The sequence below is a fragment of the Candidatus Puniceispirillum marinum IMCC1322 genome, from assembly GCF_000024465.1.
GTDB lineage: Bacteria > Pseudomonadota > Alphaproteobacteria > Puniceispirillales > Puniceispirillaceae > Puniceispirillum > Puniceispirillum marinum.
On the sequence record NC_014010.1, the window covers coordinates 1,524,708 to 1,545,862 of the forward strand.

Annotated in this window: 19 protein-coding genes; 5 read left to right on the plus strand and 14 right to left on the minus strand. The window is 49.8% G+C overall.

Annotated features, from left to right (window positions below):
- Nucleotides 1-110 precede the first annotated feature (110 nt).
- Both SAR116_RS07085 and SAR116_RS07090 read left to right on the plus strand, forming a co-directional pair.
- Nucleotides 111-1,442 carry a uracil-xanthine permease family protein gene (locus SAR116_RS07085; RefSeq protein WP_013046242.1) on the plus strand — a complete coding sequence of 444 codons (1,332 nt, stop codon included), beginning with the start codon at nucleotides 111-113 and terminating at the stop codon, nucleotides 1,440-1,442.
- 88 nt (nucleotides 1,443-1,530) lie between these two features.
- On the plus strand, nucleotides 1,531-2,910 hold the full coding sequence (locus SAR116_RS07090) for an 8-oxoguanine deaminase (RefSeq protein WP_013046243.1): 1,380 nt from the start codon (nucleotides 1,531-1,533) through the stop codon (nucleotides 2,908-2,910).
- Between the two features lie 17 nt (nucleotides 2,911-2,927).
- On the opposite strand, the gene SAR116_RS07095 is transcribed toward SAR116_RS07090, so the two are convergent.
- The 8 genes from SAR116_RS07095 to uraH all read right to left on the minus strand — a co-directional run bounded on the left by SAR116_RS07095 (nucleotide 2,928) and on the right by uraH (nucleotide 11,832).
- On the minus strand, nucleotides 2,928-3,437 hold the full coding sequence (locus SAR116_RS07095) for an ureidoglycolate lyase (RefSeq protein ID WP_013046244.1): 510 nt from the start codon (nucleotides 3,435-3,437) through the stop codon (nucleotides 2,928-2,930).
- The gene (alc, locus tag SAR116_RS07100) at nucleotides 3,437-4,426 is read right to left on the minus strand and encodes an allantoicase (protein WP_013046245.1); all 990 of its coding nucleotides are present in this window, start codon (nucleotides 4,424-4,426) and stop codon (nucleotides 3,437-3,439) included. The genes SAR116_RS07095 and alc overlap by 1 nt, the downstream gene beginning before the upstream one ends.
- A gap of 36 nt (nucleotides 4,427-4,462) precedes the next feature.
- Nucleotides 4,463-5,374: an allantoinase PuuE gene (gene puuE, locus SAR116_RS07105; protein ID WP_013046246.1), complete on the minus strand. Its 912-nt coding sequence runs from the start codon at nucleotides 5,372-5,374 to the stop codon at nucleotides 4,463-4,465.
- The gene (locus SAR116_RS07110; RefSeq protein ID WP_013046247.1) at nucleotides 5,374-6,591 is read right to left on the minus strand and encodes a urate hydroxylase PuuD; all 1,218 of its coding nucleotides are present in this window, start codon (nucleotides 6,589-6,591) and stop codon (nucleotides 5,374-5,376) included. The genes puuE and SAR116_RS07110 overlap by 1 nt, the downstream gene beginning before the upstream one ends.
- 79 nt (nucleotides 6,592-6,670) lie before the next feature.
- Nucleotides 6,671-7,675: a xanthine dehydrogenase accessory protein XdhC gene (xdhC, locus tag SAR116_RS07115; RefSeq protein WP_013046248.1), complete on the minus strand. Its 1,005-nt coding sequence runs from the start codon at nucleotides 7,673-7,675 to the stop codon at nucleotides 6,671-6,673.
- Entirely contained in the window at nucleotides 7,668-9,998 is a 2,331-nt protein-coding gene (xdhB, locus tag SAR116_RS07120; RefSeq protein ID WP_013046249.1) for a xanthine dehydrogenase molybdopterin binding subunit, read from the minus strand. The genes xdhC and xdhB overlap by 8 nt, the downstream gene beginning before the upstream one ends.
- On the minus strand, nucleotides 9,999-11,468 hold the full coding sequence (xdhA, locus tag SAR116_RS07125; protein WP_238531127.1) for a xanthine dehydrogenase small subunit: 1,470 nt from the start codon (nucleotides 11,466-11,468) through the stop codon (nucleotides 9,999-10,001).
- Nucleotides 11,469-11,478: 10 nt separating this feature from the next.
- Nucleotides 11,479-11,832, minus strand: a complete 354-nt coding sequence (gene uraH / locus SAR116_RS07130) for a hydroxyisourate hydrolase (protein WP_013046251.1) — start codon at nucleotides 11,830-11,832, stop codon at nucleotides 11,479-11,481.
- Between the two features lie 125 nt (nucleotides 11,833-11,957).
- On the opposite strand from uraH, the gene uraD reads away from it, so the two are divergent.
- Together uraD and SAR116_RS07140 are read left to right on the plus strand one after the other, a co-directional pair.
- The gene (gene uraD, locus SAR116_RS07135) at nucleotides 11,958-12,470 is read left to right on the plus strand and encodes a 2-oxo-4-hydroxy-4-carboxy-5-ureidoimidazoline decarboxylase (protein WP_013046252.1); all 513 of its coding nucleotides are present in this window, start codon (nucleotides 11,958-11,960) and stop codon (nucleotides 12,468-12,470) included.
- Nucleotides 12,471-12,484: 14 nt separating this feature from the next.
- Entirely contained in the window at nucleotides 12,485-13,930 is a 1,446-nt protein-coding gene (locus SAR116_RS07140) for an FAD-binding oxidoreductase (protein WP_013046253.1), read from the plus strand.
- A gap of 47 nt (nucleotides 13,931-13,977) precedes the next feature.
- Here the strand turns inward: SAR116_RS07140 and SAR116_RS07145 are convergent, their stop codons facing one another.
- A complete protein-coding gene (locus tag SAR116_RS07145; RefSeq protein ID WP_148212267.1) occupies nucleotides 13,978-15,480 on the minus strand; it encodes a CoA-acylating methylmalonate-semialdehyde dehydrogenase in 1,503 nt (500 codons plus the stop codon).
- A gap of 116 nt (nucleotides 15,481-15,596) precedes the next feature.
- On the opposite strand from SAR116_RS07145, the gene SAR116_RS07150 reads away from it, so the two are divergent.
- Entirely contained in the window at nucleotides 15,597-16,532 is a 936-nt protein-coding gene (locus SAR116_RS07150) for a DMT family transporter (RefSeq protein WP_148212268.1), read from the plus strand.
- 11 nt (nucleotides 16,533-16,543) lie between these two features.
- On the opposite strand, the gene SAR116_RS07155 is transcribed toward SAR116_RS07150, so the two are convergent.
- The 5 genes from SAR116_RS07155 to SAR116_RS07175 all read right to left on the minus strand — a co-directional run bounded on the left by SAR116_RS07155 (nucleotide 16,544) and on the right by SAR116_RS07175 (nucleotide 21,135).
- Nucleotides 16,544-17,347 carry an FAD binding domain-containing protein gene (locus SAR116_RS07155; RefSeq protein WP_013046256.1) on the minus strand — a complete coding sequence of 268 codons (804 nt, stop codon included), beginning with the start codon at nucleotides 17,345-17,347 and terminating at the stop codon, nucleotides 16,544-16,546.
- Complete coding sequence (locus tag SAR116_RS07160; RefSeq protein WP_013046257.1) at nucleotides 17,340-17,837, minus strand: (2Fe-2S)-binding protein; 498 nt, start codon at nucleotides 17,835-17,837, stop codon at nucleotides 17,340-17,342. Before SAR116_RS07160 ends, SAR116_RS07155 begins: the two co-directional genes overlap by 8 nt.
- A gap of 327 nt (nucleotides 17,838-18,164) precedes the next feature.
- The gene (locus SAR116_RS07165) at nucleotides 18,165-19,163 is read right to left on the minus strand and encodes an Ldh family oxidoreductase (protein ID WP_013046258.1); all 999 of its coding nucleotides are present in this window, start codon (nucleotides 19,161-19,163) and stop codon (nucleotides 18,165-18,167) included.
- Between the two features lie 42 nt (nucleotides 19,164-19,205).
- Complete coding sequence (locus SAR116_RS07170; protein WP_013046259.1) at nucleotides 19,206-20,252, minus strand: quaternary amine ABC transporter ATP-binding protein; 1,047 nt, start codon at nucleotides 20,250-20,252, stop codon at nucleotides 19,206-19,208.
- Nucleotides 20,245-21,135, minus strand: a complete 891-nt coding sequence (locus SAR116_RS07175; RefSeq protein WP_013046260.1) for an ABC transporter permease — start codon at nucleotides 21,133-21,135, stop codon at nucleotides 20,245-20,247. The genes SAR116_RS07170 and SAR116_RS07175 overlap by 8 nt, the downstream gene beginning before the upstream one ends.
- Between the last annotated feature and the right edge of the window lie 20 nt (nucleotides 21,136-21,155).

The window sequence follows — 21,155 nt, forward strand, 5'->3', positions numbered from 1 at the left end:
GCAATCGTTGCACAGGCAAATAACAACCCATCATTCGCCAAACGCTTTTTTCTTCCACTATCTGCTCTTCCAACGTAACGTCACTTAATTCTAACAATATGGGGGATGACATGAGCAACAATCAAATCGCAAGTAGCGAACAGCTACAAGATCCTAATTATGAACTGCCTATGGGGCCAAGAGTGGCGCTGGGGCTACAGCATGTTCTGGCAATGTTTGCCAGTAATGTAACACCATCAATCATTATTGCTGGCGCTGCAGGCTTTGCCTTTGGCGGCGAAGATATGGTGTTTCTAATCCAGATGGCCATGCTTTTTGCTGGTATTGCGACCTTGTTTCAAACGATTGGTATAGGGCCTGTTGGGGCCCGGTTACCTGTTATGCAGGGTACTAGCTTTGCCTTTGTGCCTATCATGATAGGCATCGTTAAAGCTGGCGGCATGGCGACACTAATGGGTGCTATCATTGTTGCGGGCATATTCCACACCTTCCTTGGTGCTATTATTGGCCGCATCCGTCATTTATTCCCACCTCTGGTATCTGGAATGGTGATCATGGCTATTGGTTTAGCGCTTCTTCCTGTAGGCATCAAATATGCGGCAGGCGGTGCAGCCGCATTCCAGATGGATGCTCCAGAATGGGGTGATTTCAGCAAATGGGGTCTGGCTCTGACCGTTATCATTGTTGCCCTTGGCTTTAAATTCTTCACCCGTGGTATCGCGTCTTCAGCGGCTATTTTGCTTGGCTTGATCGCTGGTTATCTTGTTGGCATCGTGACTGGCGTTGTCAATTTTAGCGGCGTCGCCAAAGCCGCGTGGTTTGTTGTGCCAACACCTTTCAAATATGGCATTGAGTTCAGCGCTTTTGCGATTATCGGTATGATGCTGATGTCAATCGTGAGTGCGATTGAAACTGTTGGCGATATTTCTGGTATTGCCAAAGGTGGTGCTAACCGTGAAGCGACTGACGAAGAACTAGCTGGCGGCACTTATGCTGACGGGCTTGGCAGCGCGATTGCGGGCATTTTTGGCGGCTTGCCAAACACATCCTTTAGCCAGAATGTTGGCCTGATTTCAATGACTGGCGTGATGAGCCGGGGCGTAGTAACTATTTCAGGTATTTTCTTGATCATCTGCGGCTTTATTCCAAAGATCGGCGCCATTATTTCCGCAATGCCTATTTCGGTACTTGGCGGGGGTGTGATCCTGATGTTCGGTATGGTCGTTTCGGCTGGCATCAATATGCTATCAGATGTGCATTGGAGCCGCCGCAATATGGTCATTCTGGCCACATCGCTATCTGTTGGCCTTGGATTGCAAGCTGTACCAAAATCGATGCAGCATCTGCCCGATAGCTTTGAAATGCTGATGGTTTCGGGTTTGTTGCCAGTTGCCGTGCTTGCCGTGGTAATGAACATGCTTTTACCTGAGGATGCAGACTAATTATTGCCTATCTCAAAACTAACTTTGGGCGCCGTCAAAATCTTTTGGCGGCGCTTGCAAAAATTAATTAGATCAAATGGATTAACAAATGTCAGGGCAAACACTTCTTATCAAGAACGCTGATATTCTTTGTACCATGGCACCTGGTGGACAGGACAACCCCTGTGATATAAACGAAATTCAAAATGGCGGTTTATTCATTCGTGACGGCGTTATCGAGCAGGTTGCCAACACCAGTCAGCTTCCCACATCAGCCGACACTGTTCTCGACCTTACCGGACATATTGTTATTCCTGGCATGGTCAATACCCATCACCATCTATTTCAGAATTTAACCCGTGCGGTACCTGCCGCCCAGAATGCCCCGCTATTTGGCTGGCTGCAAACACTCTATCCAATATGGAGCCATATCGGCCCCGACCATATTTACTGGTCAACGGCGCTTGGGCTTGCCGAGCTTGCCTTAAGCGGCTGTACGACATCATCAGACCATCTTTATCTATATCCCAATGGTGCACGGCTTGATGACGCCTTATCTGCCGCGTCTGATATTGGTGTTCGTTTTCACGGCACACGGGGTTCGATGAGCATTGGCGAGTCAAAAGGTGGCTTACCTCCCGATAATCTGACCGAACATGAGCCTGATATCCTGAATGAATGCCAGCGCCTGATCGAAGAACATCACGATGACAGCCCCTATGCTATGCAACGCATTGCACTTGCCCCTTGCTCACCCTTCTCGGTCAGCATGGATCTTATGCGTGAAACCGCCTCTATGGCACGTGCCTACCATGTTGGCATGCACACGCATCTTGCCGAAAATGTCGAAGATATCGATTACAGCCTCGCCACCTTTGGTATGCGGCCAGGTGACTATATCGAAGCTGTCGGCTGGACAGGTGATGATGTCTGGCATGCGCATTGTGTGCAGTTGAATAATGACGAGATTGACCTATTTGCCCGCACAGGCACGGGCGTGGCGCATTGTCCATGTTCCAATATGCGGCTTGCCAGTGGCATTGCCCCTGTCCGCAGCATGCTCGATGCTGGAATGAAAGTCGGTCTTGGCGTCGATGGATCAGCATCGAATGACAGTGCTCATATGCTGAACGAAGCCCGACAGACCATGCTTCTCCAACGTGTCAATCAAGGTGGTGACGCCATGACAGCGCGTGAGGCCTTGCGCCTTGCCACGGTCGGAGGTGCTTCGGTTCTGAACCGAAATGACATTGGCATTCTGGCACCTGGCTATGCCGCTGATATTGCCGCGTTTGACAGGCGCACGATTGATTTTGCTGGCAGTGACTGGGATCCCGTAGCATCACTCATATTCTGCGGGCCGGTTAAAACAAATTATACGATTATCAATGGCAAAATTGTCGTAGCTGAGGGACAGCTAACCACAATGGATATGAACAAGCTGCTTGCCGAACATCGCCGTATGTCACATCATTTAATGACCGCTTAACAATCATCTAAACCATATCAGAGATCAATTTGAGCAGCCGTATTTTCTGCCCAGACCTCATCCAGATTATGACCATGACCCGAACGATCCATAACCAGAAAATCCTGACTTTCCTCTAATATCAGCAATGGATGATGCCATATGCCCCGATCATAACTGACCCCCTGACTACCAGTAGCCCGAAAACAGACAAGCTGGTCAAAATCAGGCGCGCTGTCATCGGCATTGCTAGGGGCCACAACAACCAGCCAATCATGATTGGATAGCGGCATAAAGGCCTGCGAGCCAAGTGGATGCCGTTCAAGCATAGATATTTCAATCGGACGGGGACGGCGTGTTCCCCGAAATAGGGAAATAATGGGTATGCCACCTTCATATGCAACATCGATTTTCGCCAGCGCGTCAAACCGCGTCGTGGTGCCTTGATTAATGCTAATCTGCTGGGCACCATCTGTTTCAATCACCGTGCCATAAGGCGCAAAGGCACCCTTGGTTAGCGTCTGAACATATAGCTTTTGGCTGTCCATTATGTCACCACTTTGCCAAATAATCGCAATCGCGACACGCCGCCATCAGGGAAAATATTCAAACGCACGACATTTATCGGCCCCACATCATTGAGATCAGCATGGTTGAATTTATGAATATTATCTGCCGATAATGATTTTTCGCCCATCAGTTCAGGCCAGTTTTCGGCGGCATCCAGATCAACTTCGCCTTCGATCAATGCAGCCTGAAGGCTGCATCTATCCGGATAATTACCTTTAAAATGCGCCGTATCGACTTCAATATCTGAAATCAGCCCCGTAGCACCAAGACGAACCACGATCCAGTCATGCCCTGGTTCACGGCGGCGGCGGGTTTCCCATCCATCCCCCATAGTCTGGCCGCGCCCTTCAGAGATCAGCGCATTTACGTCACCGTAATGCGCATCATTATAGCCCAGAATACAGCCACCCGAACGTAACGCCGATAATTCGACTGGTGTATCGCCCAGACCTGACCAATCACGTTGCACATCACCAAACAGACGCAGTCTGGCAATGCCGCCATCCGGATAGATGTTGAGCCGCACAATATTAACAGGCCCTACATCATGTGCCGTCAGCAGATGATGCGCATCCGGCCCGAGCTTGGTTTCACCAATCACCGTTTTCCAGTCAGCCTTGCCGATATCACCATCTGGACAATATGCCGCTTCCAGCATCGCACCAGGCGGATAATTACCGGTAAAATGGGCTGTATTAACATCGACAAGACGAATGGTTCCGGTTTCGCCAAGATGCAGAATACACCAGTCATGGCCACCATGGCGGCGTCGGCGTGACTCCCATCCATCCATCCATTTGCCATGATCGTCAAATTTATCCGGCACAAATACCGGTACCGTATCAGCTAGCATACGTGGTGCTTCGGCAAAAAAATCATCGCTTACCGAATGAATTTCTGTACCCATCCTAGGTGATGCCAGATTAACCAGACCCATAGCTTCGGCTGGCGGAAATTCATTGTTCATTTATGCCTCTTTAGATTACGTAACTTAGTAAAATTGTCATTGTCCAGGATAGGGGTGCGTTTTCATCCAGTGTTTGGCAATATCAAGCCGTCTGGCCATCCACACTTTTTCATGCTTTTGCACATGATCAATAAATTTCACCAAACCGGCAAAACGAGCTGGGCGGCCAATCAGGCGACAATGCAAACCAATTGACAACATTTTCGGGCTTGTTGCACCTTCAGCATATAATGTGTCAAACGCGTCAATCAGATAGCTGGCAAATTGATCGCCCGTATGAAACCCCTGTGCGGTTGCAAAGCGCATATCATTTGTATCAAGCGTATAGGGTACGACTAGATGCGGTGAAGCGACCTGTTTGCTCCAGAATGGTAAATCATCCGAATAATCATCGGCGTCATAAACAAAGCCACCTTCTGCAGCCACCAGATCACGCGTATGGGCGCTGGTGCGGCCTGTGTACCAGCCCAACGGTCGCGCGCCACAAATATCGCTATGGATTGCAATCGCCTTTTCCATATGCGCACGTTCTTCATCTACGCTCATGCCATGATAATTGATCCAGCGATAACCATGCGAGGCAATTTCATGACCGTCTTTGAGGGCTTGTTCGATCACCTGCGGATGCCTTTGCATCGCCATGGCAACAGCAAAAAGCGTAATTGGAATTTCACGCGCCCTGAACAGATCAAGAATACGCCATACACCAGCCCGCGACCCATATTCATAGATCGATTCCATCGACATGTGACGCGCATTTTGAAACGGTTCGGCACCAATGATTTCGGATAAAAACATTTCCGAAGCTGGGTCACCATGCAGAATAGAATTTTCGCCACCTTCTTCGTAATTCAGCACAAACTGCACGGCGATGCGCGCATCATCTGGCCAAGATGCATGTGGCGGCTGGCCATTATAACCAACCAGATCACGCGGGTAATCGCCCATTAACTGTCCTCAATCTCGCCCGCGCGCATAGCCGCCCGCCACGCTGCCAGCATGGCACGCTCTTCGTCTTCAACCCATATCACATTCCCCGGCGGCATAGCATGTGATTGCGCCGACTGCCAGAAGATTTCATCAACCAGCGCTATCACCTGAGTTTCATTTTCAAGCAGAATGCCTTTAGGCGCAAACGCCATGCCATCCCATTGTGGCACCTCGGCATGACAGATACTGCAGCGCTCGATAACAAGCTCGACAGCATGGGCATGCAACTCTGCGCCACGGCCATAGCTGGCCTCGTCATAGCTAGCCTGCGGTGCACCGGCATAGGATAGAAACATCGCCAGCACTGTCAGTACAGCAGCCACAAACCATGTCCAATTTGGAGCTGGCAGTCCTTTGTGCTTGGTGTTGTAGTAATGCCGGATCACACAACCTATAACCAGAACAAGCGCCAAAATAATCCAGCTATAGGCGGTCGCAAATACCATCGGATAATGACCGCCAAGCATGACAAAAATCACTGGCAAGGTCAGATAGTTATTATGCAGAGATCGCTGTTTACCCCGAATTCCGTAAGCCGGATCGGGCGTATCACCTGCTTTGAGCGCCGCCACCACCTTGGATTGCCCCGGAATAATCACCATCAGCACATTGGCAACCATCATCGTGCCGATCATAACACCCATTTGCATGAAGGCGCCGCGCGCTGAAAATATCTGGGTATAGCCATAGGCAAGCAACACGAGAAACGCAAATCCTGCCACAGCCAGCATCGTATCATCACGCCCAAGTGGACTTCGGCACAAGCCGTCATACACCGCCCAGCCAAGAATAATGCCCGCAAGGCTTATGGCCACGGCCTGCCATTCAGTAATATCAAGAATCTCAAGATCGATCATATACAGGCTTGCCACACCATAATAAACCAGCGCCATCAGTGCCATACCCGAAATCCATGTCCCATAGGCTTCCCATTTGAACCATGTCAGTTCATCCGGCATCCGCTTTGGCGCAACCAGATATTTGACCATGTTATAGAAACCGCCCCCATGAACCTGCCACGCCTGCCCATGTGCTTCATCGGGCAGCTGTTTGCCTGGCTTCAGGCTGAGATCAAGCGCAATAAAATAAAAAGACGACCCGATCCAGGCAATGCCCGCAATAACATGCACCCAGCGGATCAGCATTTCTGACCATATCCACAGATAATCAATCATGTGACAATCTCCATTTCTGTCAGCAAATACACACCCCAGAAGACGTTATGATCATATGTGATATTAGAACAATACGCGATCATGAAAACGCCCCATCACAATCAAGTTCCTGTTGCCATATAGCAAGCTGCGCGGCAATCGAAATAGCAACGCGAGCAGGTTGTTTTCCGGTAACCAGCTCAATGCCGATAGGGCAGGTCAATCGTGCCAGAACATCATCCGTGATTCCCGCCTTGCCAAGACGACTCCGAAAACGGGCATTTTTGGTTTTTGAGCCGATCAAGCCAAGGCGGGCAAAACCTTGGCCTGCCAGAACAGTATGGCAGATGGCCTGATCAAGCGCATGTGAATGGGTGATAACCAGATGAAAAGCATCTGTTGGCGCGCGTGCCGCAATCAATGTTGGGTCACGCGCTGTCACCGCGGAAACCCCTTCAGGAATGACTGGTGGAAATCTGTCTGGCGCAATATCGACCCAATAGACATCAAAGCCCAGCCCATCAATGACAGGTACCAGTGCCCGCCCAACATGTCCGGCGCCATAGATGAATAATGGTCTTTGATAGGGTATTTTCGGCAATATAAAGCCCGTTTTATCAGCCGTTATTGATGCGCCATCCCCAAAGGCAGCGCTATCTGCCAGCACAAGTGGCTGACCCGCTTTTAATGGATGCAAAACAGGCTGATCACTATCAGCCAGCCTTTCTAGCACTGGCAGATCAGCCTTGGTAAGGGCTTCGAGCAATACACGCACATGCCCCCCGCAACATTGTCCCATATCAGGGCCAAGGGCGATATCCATGACATGGCGATGCCAATCAACGGGACTGGTCTGTATCATGGTAATATCACTACGTGCCTGATGCATCACTTCAAATTCCAGCGCGCCGCCGCCAATCGTATCCCATATCGCATCGGCCATAATCAGCATATTGGCACCCACGGCACGGGGTGCTGACCCGCGCACCTGAATGACGCTGGCATGGATAACAATGTCTGTGCCTTGGAGCAGCGCAATAGCCGTATTGAGCCAGCCAGCATTCCCCTGATTGACATTTTGCCCCTTGTAATAAGGCTTAGACACAAGGCCCTCCCAGCGCAATTGACCGCATTAACAAGCGTTCACAAGTCGCAGGTGCATCAAGCGCAGGATATTCACCACTTTCTCCTGCCGATTGAAGCGCATGCGATAAGGCCATCAAAACACTGATGCCTAGCATTAATGGCGGCTCACCAACAGCTTTTGATTTATGGATTGTGGCTTCACTATTTTCCCCCTCGGCAAACAGGGCAACACGAAAATCAACCGGTCTGTCTGAACAGGCAGGTATTTTATATGTCGAAGGCGCATGCGTCATCAAACGCCCCTGTTCGTTCCAGACCAGTTCTTCGGTTGTCAGCCAACCCGCCCCCTGCACAAAGCCACCTTCAATCTGACCAATATCAAGTGCCGGATTTAATGATTTGCCCACATCATGCAGAATATCAGTGCGTAAAATCCGGTTCTCACCTGTCAAGAGATCAACAACGACCTCGCTACAGGCGGCGCCATAGGCAAAATAAAAAAACGGGCGTCCGGTAAGTGTTTGCTTGTCCCAATGCACTTTTGGCGTTGCATAAAAACCTGTTGAGGAAAGTGATATCCGCCCCATATAGCAACGATGCGCCGCCTCGGCAAAGCTGTAATATTGGTCACCAACCAACACCTTGCCATCACTAAAATGAACATCTTTTGGATCGATCTGCGATTGCTCGGCCAGAAAATCCTGCATCCGCGTCTTGATCGCATGTGCGGCGCGCATCGCTGCCATGCCGTTAAGATCACTTCCGGATGATGCTGCCGTTGCTGATGTGTTTGGCACTTTACCTGTCGTTGTGGCTGTGATTTTTACCGTTTCAAGCGGAATCGAAAATACATGGGCAACGATCTGGGCTACCTTTGTGTAAAGCCCCTGCCCCATTTCGGTACCACCATGATTGAGATGCACGGAACCGTCATTATACACATGCACCAAAGCCCCCGCCTGATTCAAAAAACTACTATTAAAAGAGATACCGAATTTGACGGGCGTTAGCGCAATGCCACGTTTCACATAGCGATTAGCTTTGTTGAACAGTTCAACAGCTTTGCGACGCTTTGTATAGGCGCTGGTCTTTACCAGCGTGCTAACAATGTCCTGAATAACGCAGTCTTCGACTGGTTGCCCATAGGGGGTGACACCATGATCAGATATGTCTTTATGCGGGTAGAAATTCCGTTGGCGAACAATAAGCGGATCAAGCGCCAGATGATGCGCAACAGCATCGATAACACGTTCAATGCCAACCATGCCTTGCGGCCCCCCGAACCCCCTGAAGGCCGTGTTTGACTGGGTATTGGTGCGGCACCGATGCGAAATAATCCGCATATTTTTGATATGATAAGCATTGTCAGCATGGCACATGGCGCGCGCGGCAATAGACTCTGACAAATCCCATGACATGCCACAGCGCAATGCCTGCTCGAAAACAACCCCGCGAATCTTGCCATCATCATCAAAACCGACACTGTAATCAATGCGGACATCATGCCGTTTGCCAGTCAGCATAAAATCATCATCACGGTCATAAATGGTTTTGGCTGGTCGGCCTGTTAATTTGGCTGCAATCGCCGCCGTAATGGCAGGCAGATTGCCCTGGCTTTCTTTGCCGCCAAAAGCCCCACCCATACGCCGTGTTTCAACAGTGACAGCGTGGTTAGCCAACCCCAGCGACGTGGCAACTTTATGCTGGATTTCGCTTGGATGCTGGGTAGAACAATAAAGCGTCATGTCACCATCTTCACCTGGCACCGCCAACGCTGCCTGACCTTCAAGATAGAAATGCTCCTGTCCGCCAATGACAATGCGTCCATCAAGATGATGGGGCGCGGCCGCAATGGCGCCATCGGCATCACCTGTCGAGATGGTCGCCGCAGGCCCTAAAAAGGTACCTTCCTGCATCGCTTCGTCAATCGTCACAATGGCTGGCAAAATGTCGTAGTCTATTTTGGCAAGGCCTATGGCGGCACGCGCCGAAGCCATATCAACCGCAGCTACAGCAAATACCGACTGGCCGACATAGGACACCGTATCATAAGCAAAAATCGGGTCATCACCAGCAACCGGGCTACAGTCATTTATGCCAGGCACATTTTGTGCCGACAGCACAGCAACAACCCCCTCGGCACTGGCAACAGCCGACAGATCCATACTGATGATACGGGCATGCGCATGCGGACTTTGGGCAATCAGAACCTGCAAGGTGTTCTGCGGCACAGGCAGATCGTCCGTATAATGGGCACGTCCTGAAACATGCTTATGCGCACTATCATGATGAACAGGTTCATGTAGTGCCGTTTGCGGTGATGTAGCATCGAGCCGGGGCATCTAGTCAGCTAACAGCGCCGAAACACCGCCCCCTGCTAGTTCGACATGCGATTGTCCGGTGATTTCAAGGCCATATTTCAGCACCAGATTTCGCGCTGCCTGCATCCGGTAATCTGCACTGCCCCGCATATCACTAAGAGGCGTAAAATCATCACCCAGCAAGGATGCGGCGGCAATAAAGCTGGCTTCATTAAACGAGCCACCGATTAATATCTGTTCTGCTGCCCTGGCACGCATCGGTGTTCCGGCCATACCACCAAACGCAATAACCGCATCAATGATGATGCCATTCTTTACAGTGACATTTGCCGCCATCATCACGGCTGAAATATCTTGGTCAAACCGTTTAGATAGCTTGTAACAGCGCAGATATGGTGCTTTTACCTTTGGTACTAGAATAGCCGAAACAAATTCATCTGGTTTTCGATCCTGAGCACCATAGCTGATAAAGAAATTTTCTAGCTTCATGACGCGTTTCTTGGAACCTTGTCGAAGCTCGATCTGGCTACCAAGAGCTATGAGCAATGGTGGCAAATCGCCAATAGGCGACCCGTTCGCAATATTGCCGCAAACCGTGCCTGAACTGCGCACCTGCAAAGACCCAAATCGGCGTAATAATGTTGAAACAGCTGGCCATCTTTTGCCCAGTCTTTCCATCGCTGTCTGATGCGTTACAGCAGGCCGTATGATCAGATTGGCTTTATCATCTTCAATACCATCAAACCCGTCAACGCGGCCAGTCCAGACCATACGTGATAGCTGGCGGTGCTGTTTGGTTACCCATAAACCAATATCGGTGGCACCCGACACAATCGTTGCCGCCGGATCATCGGCATAGATATTGGCAAAGTCCGTTTGTTTCAGCGGCGCGGCGAATGCTTTTTTCCCATCCGAAATTTCGATCATTTCATCATGCTGGATGCCTAATAAAAGAGCTTTTTCAGCCTTTTGGCGCTTGCTCTCCCAGGTTGATTTCGCCTTGCCTGCCAATGTCAGGCCCGCATCGACAATCGGTCGATAGCCAGTACACCGACATAAATTTCCAGCCAGCGTGTCGTCAATTTGATTAGCCGCAAGTCCGTCCTGATTACACCAGGCCGCATATAGCGACATAACAAAGCCAGGGGTGCAAAAGCCGCATTGGGATCCGTGAAAATCAACCATGGCCTGCTGACAGGGATGCAATTCACCATCCGGTCCGCTGATACCTTCCACCGTTGTCACCGCGCTACCTTCAAGCATCCCCATAAACAGAATACAGGCATTCACGGGTCGCCATATCAGACGGCCTTTGCCGTCAGCACGCGCAACAACAACCGTGCAGGCACCACAATCACCCTCGGCGCAACCTTCTTTTGATCCTGTGAGCCCTCGTTCACGACGCAACCATGTCAGCAACGTTATGTCACCAGCAATGCCAGCAACTGTCTGTATTTCACCATTCAGAACAAAGGTTAGATAGGTGCGCACGCCATCTCCATTAGCTACCACGATAGGTCGAATAACCATAAGCCGATAATAATAACGGTACATGATAATGCTGATCATCACGATCTATGCCAAAGGCAATGACAATATCATCCAAAAACGGAAATTCTGGCAAATCATCCCCCATTTCACGCAAATAGGATGCTGCATGAAAAACCAACTCATACCGGCCACGCTCTAGCGCATCACCCTCAAGCAGGGGGGCATCACATCGGCCATCAGCATTTGTTAAGACTGTTTTCAAAACCGTCTGTGTTTCACCTTTTATGCGGATAAGATCAATTTCAAGATGTGCCGCGGGTTTGCCTCGTGCCGTATCTAGGACATGGGTAGTCAATCGACCCATTATAATCTCCTGACAAATAGTGATGATTGCTAAGAATTAGAATGACAATTTTTCATTGATTTAGCAAACTAATCCATACAGTTGATACAAACCCAAATGCGATCCCATGAAAGGCTTATGAACTGATGAATAAACTTGCCTTGCACGAAATGTCAGAAGATCAAATTCTGGACTGTCTTGGCGGCATTTATGAACATTCAGTATGGGTTGCCAAAAGTTTGCTGGCTGGTGGCATCAGCAAAGCAGACAACGAACCTGATCTGCTGGCGCACCGAATGAAAGTGATTGTTGATGCAGCTAGTGACGAGGCCAAATTAATATTATTACGCGCGCATCCCGAACTGGCTGGCAAGCTGGCTATTGCGGGCAATCTCACAGCCGAGTCAACCGCTGAACAGGCCAGTGCTGGCCTTGATAAATGTTCGCAAGCCGAATTCGAACAATTCCAGAATCTCAATGCCGATTACACCGCTAAATTCGGACATCCTTTCATCATCGCCGTGCGTGGCTTGTCACGTGCTGATATTCTGGTAGCCTTTCATCAACGCATCGACAATGATCCAGCCACCGAATTTAACACCGCCCTTAATGAAGTTCATAAAATTGCGCGCCTTAGGCTTTTTGAGTTAGCCGCCTGACTGGATAGATTGACATGAAGATAACCGAACAGGAAATAATAGATGAATGTCGCGCCATTTGCGGCGACGCGCATGTCGAAACCGGCAATGATATTGATCCCAAATATCAGCGCGACTGGCTAGACAAATACCCATCCAGCCCCTTTATCGTTGTGCGTCCTGACAGCACTGAAAAAGTGGCCGCTTTGATGAAATTATGTACCGCCACCAAAACCGCAGTGATTCCGCTTGGTGGCAATTCAGGTCTGACCGGCGCAACGCAGGCGCATCCCGATCAAAAGGCCGTGATTATGTCGCTCGAACGGATGAATATGATCCGTGACGTCAATGGTGATGGCCGTTATATGATTGCCGAGTCTGGCTGTATCGTCGAAAATCTGCATAAGGCGGCAGATCAGGCGGGCTGGATGTTTCCTTTGGTCTTTGGCGCCAAAGGTACAGCACATATTGGCGGTGCGTTGGGCACCAATGCAGGCGGATTAAATGTTGTACGATATGGGAATGCCCGTGCGCTGTGCCTTGGCTTAGAAGTGGTCACGGCAGCAGGCGACATCATGAATTTGCTACCAGCTCTTAAAAAGGACAATACGGGCTATGATTTGGTCAATCTGATGATTGGCTCTGAGGGCACGCTTGGCATCATCACCGCCGCAACCTTAACCTTGGTGCCAAAGCCAGCAGCCTATGCAACGGCAATGGTTGTTGTGCCGGATATAAAGGCAGCGCTAAAGCTGATGAACCTTGTGCAAAATCAAACCGGAGGACGGCTAGAAGCATATGAGCTTATGGACCAGGTGATTTATGATTTATGCGTCACTAACCTTGACCATGTCACTGCGCCTTTTGATTATAGTCCGGCGTTCAGCATATTGATGGAAATCGCCGCTGGCAGTCCTGATGATGTAAAGACGCACTCTGATGGGCGGCTAAATCTTGCCACCCAGCTTGAAACCATTCTGGCGATGGCATTTGAACAAGGGCTTGCCGATGATGCCATTATCGCGAACTCCGAAGCCCAGCGCCAAAATCTGTGGGCGATGCGTGAAGGCGCGCTGGGCGCCATACAGAAACATGGGAACTGGGTGATGAGCGATGTCAGCTTTCAGGTTGCCGATTTGCCCAACGCTATTGAAGATTTAAAGGCGGCTTTCGCGGCAGTAGCACCGGGGCCATTCTGTGTTGCCTTCGGTCATATGGGCGATGGCAATCTCCATGCTTTTGCGCGCCCCTATGATGAAGACCCCAAAGATCACCCAACAGAAGCCGCAGCAATCAAAGCGGCCTTGCGTGATACTGTGGTGAAATGGCATGGATCAATCAGTGCCGAACATGGAATCGGTCAGGATAAACAGGCCGAAATGAAACAGCTGAAAGATCCGGTTGCCTATGCCATGATGAAATCGATCAAAGCGGCACTGGATCCTGACAACATTCTGAATCCAGGCAAAGTTCTGCTATAGGCAAATACCGATCATGCCAATAACAGAATTATCACGGTTTGATATCGCTATTTGGTGTCACTGCCGGAGTGGAAGTTAAAGACAGCGCCTTCCTTGATCCCGCTTGGCCAGCGTGCGGTTACCGTTTTCAACTTGGTGTAAAAACGGACACCTTCCATACCATGAACAGCGTGATCACCAAACATTGAGGCTTTCCAGCCGCCAAAGCTATGATAGGCAACAGGCACCGGAATGGGTACATTGACGCCGACCATACCAATATTCACATTGGCCGCAAAATCACGTGCAGCATCGCCATCACGAGTGAAAATAGCTGTACCATTGCCATACTCATGGTCAATCACAAGCTGGCGCGCATCCTCATAGGTTTTTGGACGCAGAACCGATAACACAGGCCCAAAAATCTCATCACGATAGACCGACATATCCGGGGTTACCCGGTCGATCAATGTACCACCAACAAAATAACCATCTTCATAGCCTTGCAAAGACAAACCGCGACCATCAACAACAACCTCGGCGCCATCTGCCTCGCCTTGGCTAATATAATCTTCAACGCGCTTTTGTGACTCGCGGGTGATGACGGGGCCCATTTCAACACCGGGCTCATCATACTGACCGATTTTCAACGCCCGCACTTTTGGCGCCAACTGTGCAACAAAGCGATCAGCTGTATCATCACCAACCGCCAACACTGCCGAGATAGCCATACAGCGTTCACCGGCAGATCCGTAGGCCGCGCCCATCGCGGCATCAACAGCCTGATCCATATCAGCATCAGGCATGATCACCATGTGATTCTTCGCACCGCATAAAGCCTGTACGCGTTTGCCATTATTGCATCCACGGCCATAGATATATTTTCCAATCGCTGTCGAACCAACAAAGCTAATAGCACCCACATCCGGATGATCAAGCAATGTATCAACGGCTTCTTTGTCACCATTGACAACATTCAGGCACCCATCGGGAAGGCCGGCTTCGGTTAATAGGCGCGCCAGCAAAAGTGGTGCCGCCGGATCGCGCTCAGATGGCTTTAGAATGAAAGTATTGCCGCAGGCCAAAGCCATTGGAAACATCCACATGGGTACCATTGCTGGAAAATTAAACGGGGTAATGCCAGCCACAACACCAACAGGCTGACGTTGTGAATAGCTATCCACATTACCTGCCACCTGTGCTGAATAATCGCCTTTCAACAAATGCGGAATGCCGCAGGCAAACTCGACAACTTCCATACCCCGGGCAACTTCGCCCTTGGCATCGTCAAGTGTTTTGCCATGTTGTAGCGAAATGGCTGTGGCAATTTCGGTATGGTGGCTCTTTAGCAAATCGCGAAAATTAAACATAACCTGTGCGCGCTTGGCAGGGGGCGTTGCCGCCCATCCCGCTAGCGCGGCTTTCGCCGACGCAACGGCCTGATTCACTTCGTCAATGCTGGCCAAAGGCACAGACCCGATCACAGCACCCGTTGCGGGGTTGTAAACATCTTGTTGTCTGCCGCTGGTTCCAGCGACTGCTGATCCGCCAATATAATGTGTATCTGTCATGATAAGTCCAAGCATGGCACCTATTGCGATGCCTCAATAATGTTGAAGATATCTATATCTCGCACAACCTAAATGCCGGTGCAATTCAGAACTGCAAAATTATTGATCTTAACGCTATGATCTTTGCCAAGATTCTATATAACCAAATCATGGAATTATGGGTTTTACTGGCTATTTTGGCAGCAGCTACACAAGCTTTGCGCACAGCCGTTCAAAAGAAAATGACGCCGCAACTAGGTAGCTATGGCGCCAGCTATATACGTTTTTCCTATTCCTTCCCCTTTGCTTGGGCGATTGTGCTTGGCTATATGATGCTGGTCAATGTTGGCATACCCAGCCTGCCACCGATGTTCTGGTTCTGGATCAACATCGCCGCAATCACGCAGATCGCTTTTACGATTCTACTTATCATGCTGTTCTCGCATCGATCCTTTGCTGCCGCGGTTGCCTTCTCCAAAACCGAGGTGTTGCAAGCGGCGCTATTTGAAGCTCTCATTCTTGGCGTTGTGGCCAGCCTGCAAACCGCCTTTGCCATTGCGCTTGGTGTCGTGGCTACGATCATGCTGTCACTGGCAAAATCGAGTGTCACAAGTCATTCGATTATGCGTACAATTTTCTCGAAGCAAACTGGGTTTGGGCTTGGGGCTGGTGCCTTTCTGGGCTTTTGCACGGTCGCTTATGGTGCGGCCATAAAACACATACCCACAGATGACGTGATGCTGAATGCCGGATTGGCCGCAGCCATTGCCGTCACAATCCAGACAGTGGGTTTTGGCGCCTGGATGTATGCCGCAAAACGGCATGAACTAATCGCCAGTTTCGTATATTGGCGCGAAAGCACCATGGCAGGTTTATGGGGTACACTTTGTAGCCTATTTTGGTTTGCGGCCTTCGCCATGCATGCCGTTGCCCCGGTTCGTGCGGTTGGGCAAATCGAATTGCTTATGAGCATCGGTTTTTCTTACTTCTATTTTAAAGAAAAAATTAGCCTGACCGAACTGATCGCCATGGCGCTGCTGGCATTATCAATCATTCTGGTGTTGCTGGCTTAGCCAAGGCATGGTCAGGCTAGTAATTTTAACACTGCCTGCTTTGCCATTTGCACAACAAGATGCGCCCTGAAATCAGCATTGGCATGTATGTCGGATAGCAACAAATTCGGATCAATTGACACATCATCCAGCACATCAGGGCTAAACCGCTTTTCTAAAGCCGCTTCAAAATCACTAGCCCTGAATACGCCGTCCTGACCAGCGCCTGTCACCGCAACTTTGACCTGCCCATCATGCCGCTTGGCAACACATACGCCAGCCAACGCATATCGCGATGCCGGATTAGGGCATTTTACATAGGCACATATCTGATCGAGTGGAAAATGAATGGCGGTAATGATTTCATGCCAATCCAGTGCTGTTTCAAACATGCCCACAAAAAAATCTTCTGCCGCAAATATCTGTTGGTCAGTGTGAATGGTGGCACCGGTCGCCAATAATGCCGCCGGATAGCACGCCGCCGGATCATTATTGGCAACGGATCCACCAATCGTCCCGCGGTTACGCACATGCGGATCACCGATCTGTCCGGCCAGTGCTGCCACCCCGGGCAAATGCGTATGCACCAGTTCATGATCCGCAACCAGCGCATGAGACGCCATCGCACCAATCTGCATATTATTTTCGTTGATCGTAATCTTGGCAATATCCGCAATACCGCCAAGATCGACGAGCATATCAGGCGCGGCCAGACGCTGTTTTAGCGTTGGGATAAGGGTCATGCCACCAGCCAGTAATTTTGCATCTTCCGCCGCCGTCAGAAACTCACGCGCAGACGCATAGCTGTGGGCTTTCTTATAGATCAGATCATACATGATCTACCTCATCCACCTTATCACCAGCACCCATCACGCGCGCCGCCTGCTGAACTGATTTGATAATATTGTTATAACCGGTACAGCGACAGATATTCCCTTCAAGGGCGCGGCTAATTTCATCAATATCAGTAGTCGGATTATGCGCCAGAAAATCGACTGCGGTCATGATCATGCCTGGCGTGCAATAGCCACATTGCAAACCGTGATTATCAATGAATGCCTGTTGTACTGGATGCAGATCATCGCCCTTGGCTAGGCCTTCAATCGTCGTGATTCGGGCACCATCTGCTTGCACCGCCAGCATTGTACACGCCTTTATAGCCATCCCATCAAGATGAATAACACAGGCACCACACTGGCTCGTATCACATCCAATATGCGTACCTGTCAGGTGTAGCATTTCACGCAAAAAAACACCAAGTAGCATAGTGTCTTCGACATCTACCGTTACTGGCTTCTCATTCACGACAAGATTGACGATCGTCATTATTGCGGCCTTTCACATCATCTGTCATCGAACATGCTAATATTCCAGCACCTGATCACAGAGTTATCCTTGCGCCAATTTATGCCAAGGTCAATATTCCCAAACTGCATATATAATATCAGTTAAATACTGTTGACATATTTACAGAATAGCCGCCGTACGCCGTGTGGTAGAGGGTGTTTCACCAAAGCTGGATCGATAACATGATGCAAACCCAGTCTGACTTGCCTTTAAACACAGTAATGGTTTTTAAAGTCCTAGATATTCACACGCTTTGTTTGGCTAAATGTAGCACCGAGGCAGATTGATAGGGGCACAGGCTGGCACCTAAGTGACAAGCCCCTCGATGGTCTCAAGAAGTGCCGCATTAACGGCGCGTGCGCCTGTATCAAGACGGTTTTTATGGCGGCGCGCACCAGGCAATCGTACACCATCCATTTCATTGAGCTTGGCCACAAAACCCTCAACATGCTCCGGCCAATCAGGCCCTGCAATGATATCAGGGGACATGGCAAGGATCATTTCGCCGCCGCGGGCAGGCCCACCATCACCATTGTCATTTTCTTTGGCTTCAAAGCTGAATTGTTCCCCTGTCAGGCCAGCAGCTAGCAATTCAACCATCATTGAAATCGCCGAACCTTTATAGCCACCAAATGGCAAAAGAACACCCTTCGCAATTTTAGCGGGATCGGTCGTTGGATTCCCATCCTGATCAAGGCCAGTACCTGCAGGCACTGTTCGGCCATCTCGCGCGGCAATCTGAATGTCACCCATCGCCATTGACGCTGTCGCCATATCATATACCACCGGCGTTGATCCGGGGCGCGGCCATGCAAAGGAAATAGGATTCGTTCCAAACAGAGCTGTCGTTGATCCAGCTGGCGCAACCGCCGGCATATAGGCGGTACAGGCAATACCAACAAGACCACGATCAGCCAGATACTCGGTTTCAGGCCATAGTGAGGCAAAATGGTGAACACCAATCAGTGATAATGCACCGATGCCAATCTCTTTGGCAGCTTCAGCCAGAACCGGCAAACCGGCAGCCTGCGCTATGGGCGCAAAACAGCCATGTCCATCAACCTGAATAACTGCCGGCGTGATTTTAGTGACTGTTGGTTTTGCCTTGCCATTAACTTTGCCACTACGTAGTGCTTTTACATAACCTGGCACGCGGAACAGGCCATGTGAATGCGACCCGTCACGTTCAGCCCGTGTCATGATATCTGCCAGCGCCGAAGCATTTTCATCGTCACAGCCATTGGCCAGCATTACACGGATAATCAGAGCGCTTATTTCATCAAGCGTCAGGTCAACAGTACTCATGGCAACAGCTTTCTATGAATCAGGTATTACTTGAAGCGCGTATTACTTATAGCGCGGTGTCGCCGAATCCCGATCCGGGCGGGCAATGGCCGCGATCGCTGTTTCGATAGACACCGAACCAACCGTTTTGCCTTTATCATCTACACAGCAACCGGTTGATGTACCTTGCTTTGTCATCTTCTGTAACGCGACTTCAATAGGCGTATCGCAAGTCAGCTTTGGGCCAGACGCCCGTGATGTCGCCTTCATGACGGAACGCACCTCAATCACACGACCACGGTTGATATCCTTGATAAAGTCGGAAATATAGTCATCTGCTGGGCGCATGATGATATCCTGCGGGTCACCTTGCTGGATCACTTCACCATCGCGCAAGATGGAAACCTGATCACCAATACGCAAGGCTTCGTCAAGGTCATGCGTGATAAACACGATGGTCTTGTGCAATTCTTCCTGCAGATCAAGCAGGATATCCTGCATATCCGTCCGGATCAGCGGATCAAGAGCCGAAAAGGCTTCGTCCATCAACAGAATTTCAGCATCAGTTGCCAGTGCCCGCGCCAAACCAACACGTTGTTGCATGCCACCTGATAGCTGGGCGGGATAATGATTTTCAAATCCCCCTAGACCAACCCGGTCAATCCAATGCTGGGCACGTTCTTTGGCTTCGGCCTCAAGCACCCCTTGAATGGTCAGACCATAAGCTGCATTCTGGGCTACGGTTCTGTGAGGCAGTAACGCGAATTTCTGGAACACCATTGATGATTTATGCCGGCGGAAGTCACGCAGTTCTTCAGACGACATCGCCAGCACATCTTCACCATCAACAATCACCTGACCTTCGGTCGGCTCGATCAAACGGTTGATATGGCGAATCAAAGTTGACTTGCCAGAACCCGACAGACCCATAATGACCTGAATACGCTTTGCCGGAATGTCAATATTGATATCCCGCAAACCCAGCACATGACCATGTTCATCAAGCAAGCTTTGCTTGGTGGCACCCGCACGGACATATTCCATAGCGCGTTTTGGGTCATCACCAAACACTTTATAGAGTTTGCTAATTTTAATTTTCGTATCAGTCATGGTCAGCTCCCTGGCGGTGGGCTTGTAAACGCCGCCCATAAGCTTGTGAAACACGGTCAAAAATAATTGCCAAAGCCACGATGGCAAGACCATTCATGAGGCCAAGCGCAAGATACTGGTTTGCAACTGCCTGTAGCACAGGAACGCCAAGCCCCTTCACACCGATCATTGACGCGATAACCACCATGGCCAGGGCCATCATAATTGTCTGGTTCACCCCAGCAAAAATATTTGGTAGCGCCAACGGTATCTGTACCCCAAACAGTCGTTGTTTATAATTGGCACCAAAGGCATCAGCTGCCTCGAGCACTTCCTTATCAACAAGGCGTATGCCAAGGTTGGTTAAACGTACAATCGGCGGGATCGCATAAATACAAACCGCAATCATGCCAGGCACCTTGCCAATACCAAGCAACATTACAACCGGAATCAGATACACAAAGCTCGGGATTGTCTGCATAATATCTAGTATTGGCGTAATGATTGATTGTGCTCGGTTTGACCTAGCCATCAATATGCCTAACGGAATGCCAAAACCAATACATATCAACGTAGCAACAGAAATAATCGCCAACGTCGCCATTGTGTCTTCCCACATGCCAAAACGGCCAATGATGAAAAATGCGATAATTGATCCTAACGCCAACTTCCAACTGCGTGAACCAAGCCATGCAAGTCCGGCGATGATACCTATAATGATTGGCCAAGGCGTCACAATCAGAAGTTTTTCGAACCAGATCATAAATTGAAGAAGTGGGTCAAAAAACGACTCTAAACTCTCACCATAATTACGTGAGAAAGACTTAAAGGCAAAATCAACTGTTTTTTTAATATCGCGTAGTTCTTGTCGCCCTAATTCGGGAAACTCTTCTAGAAATTCCATTTCTGGCACCTATGGATCAA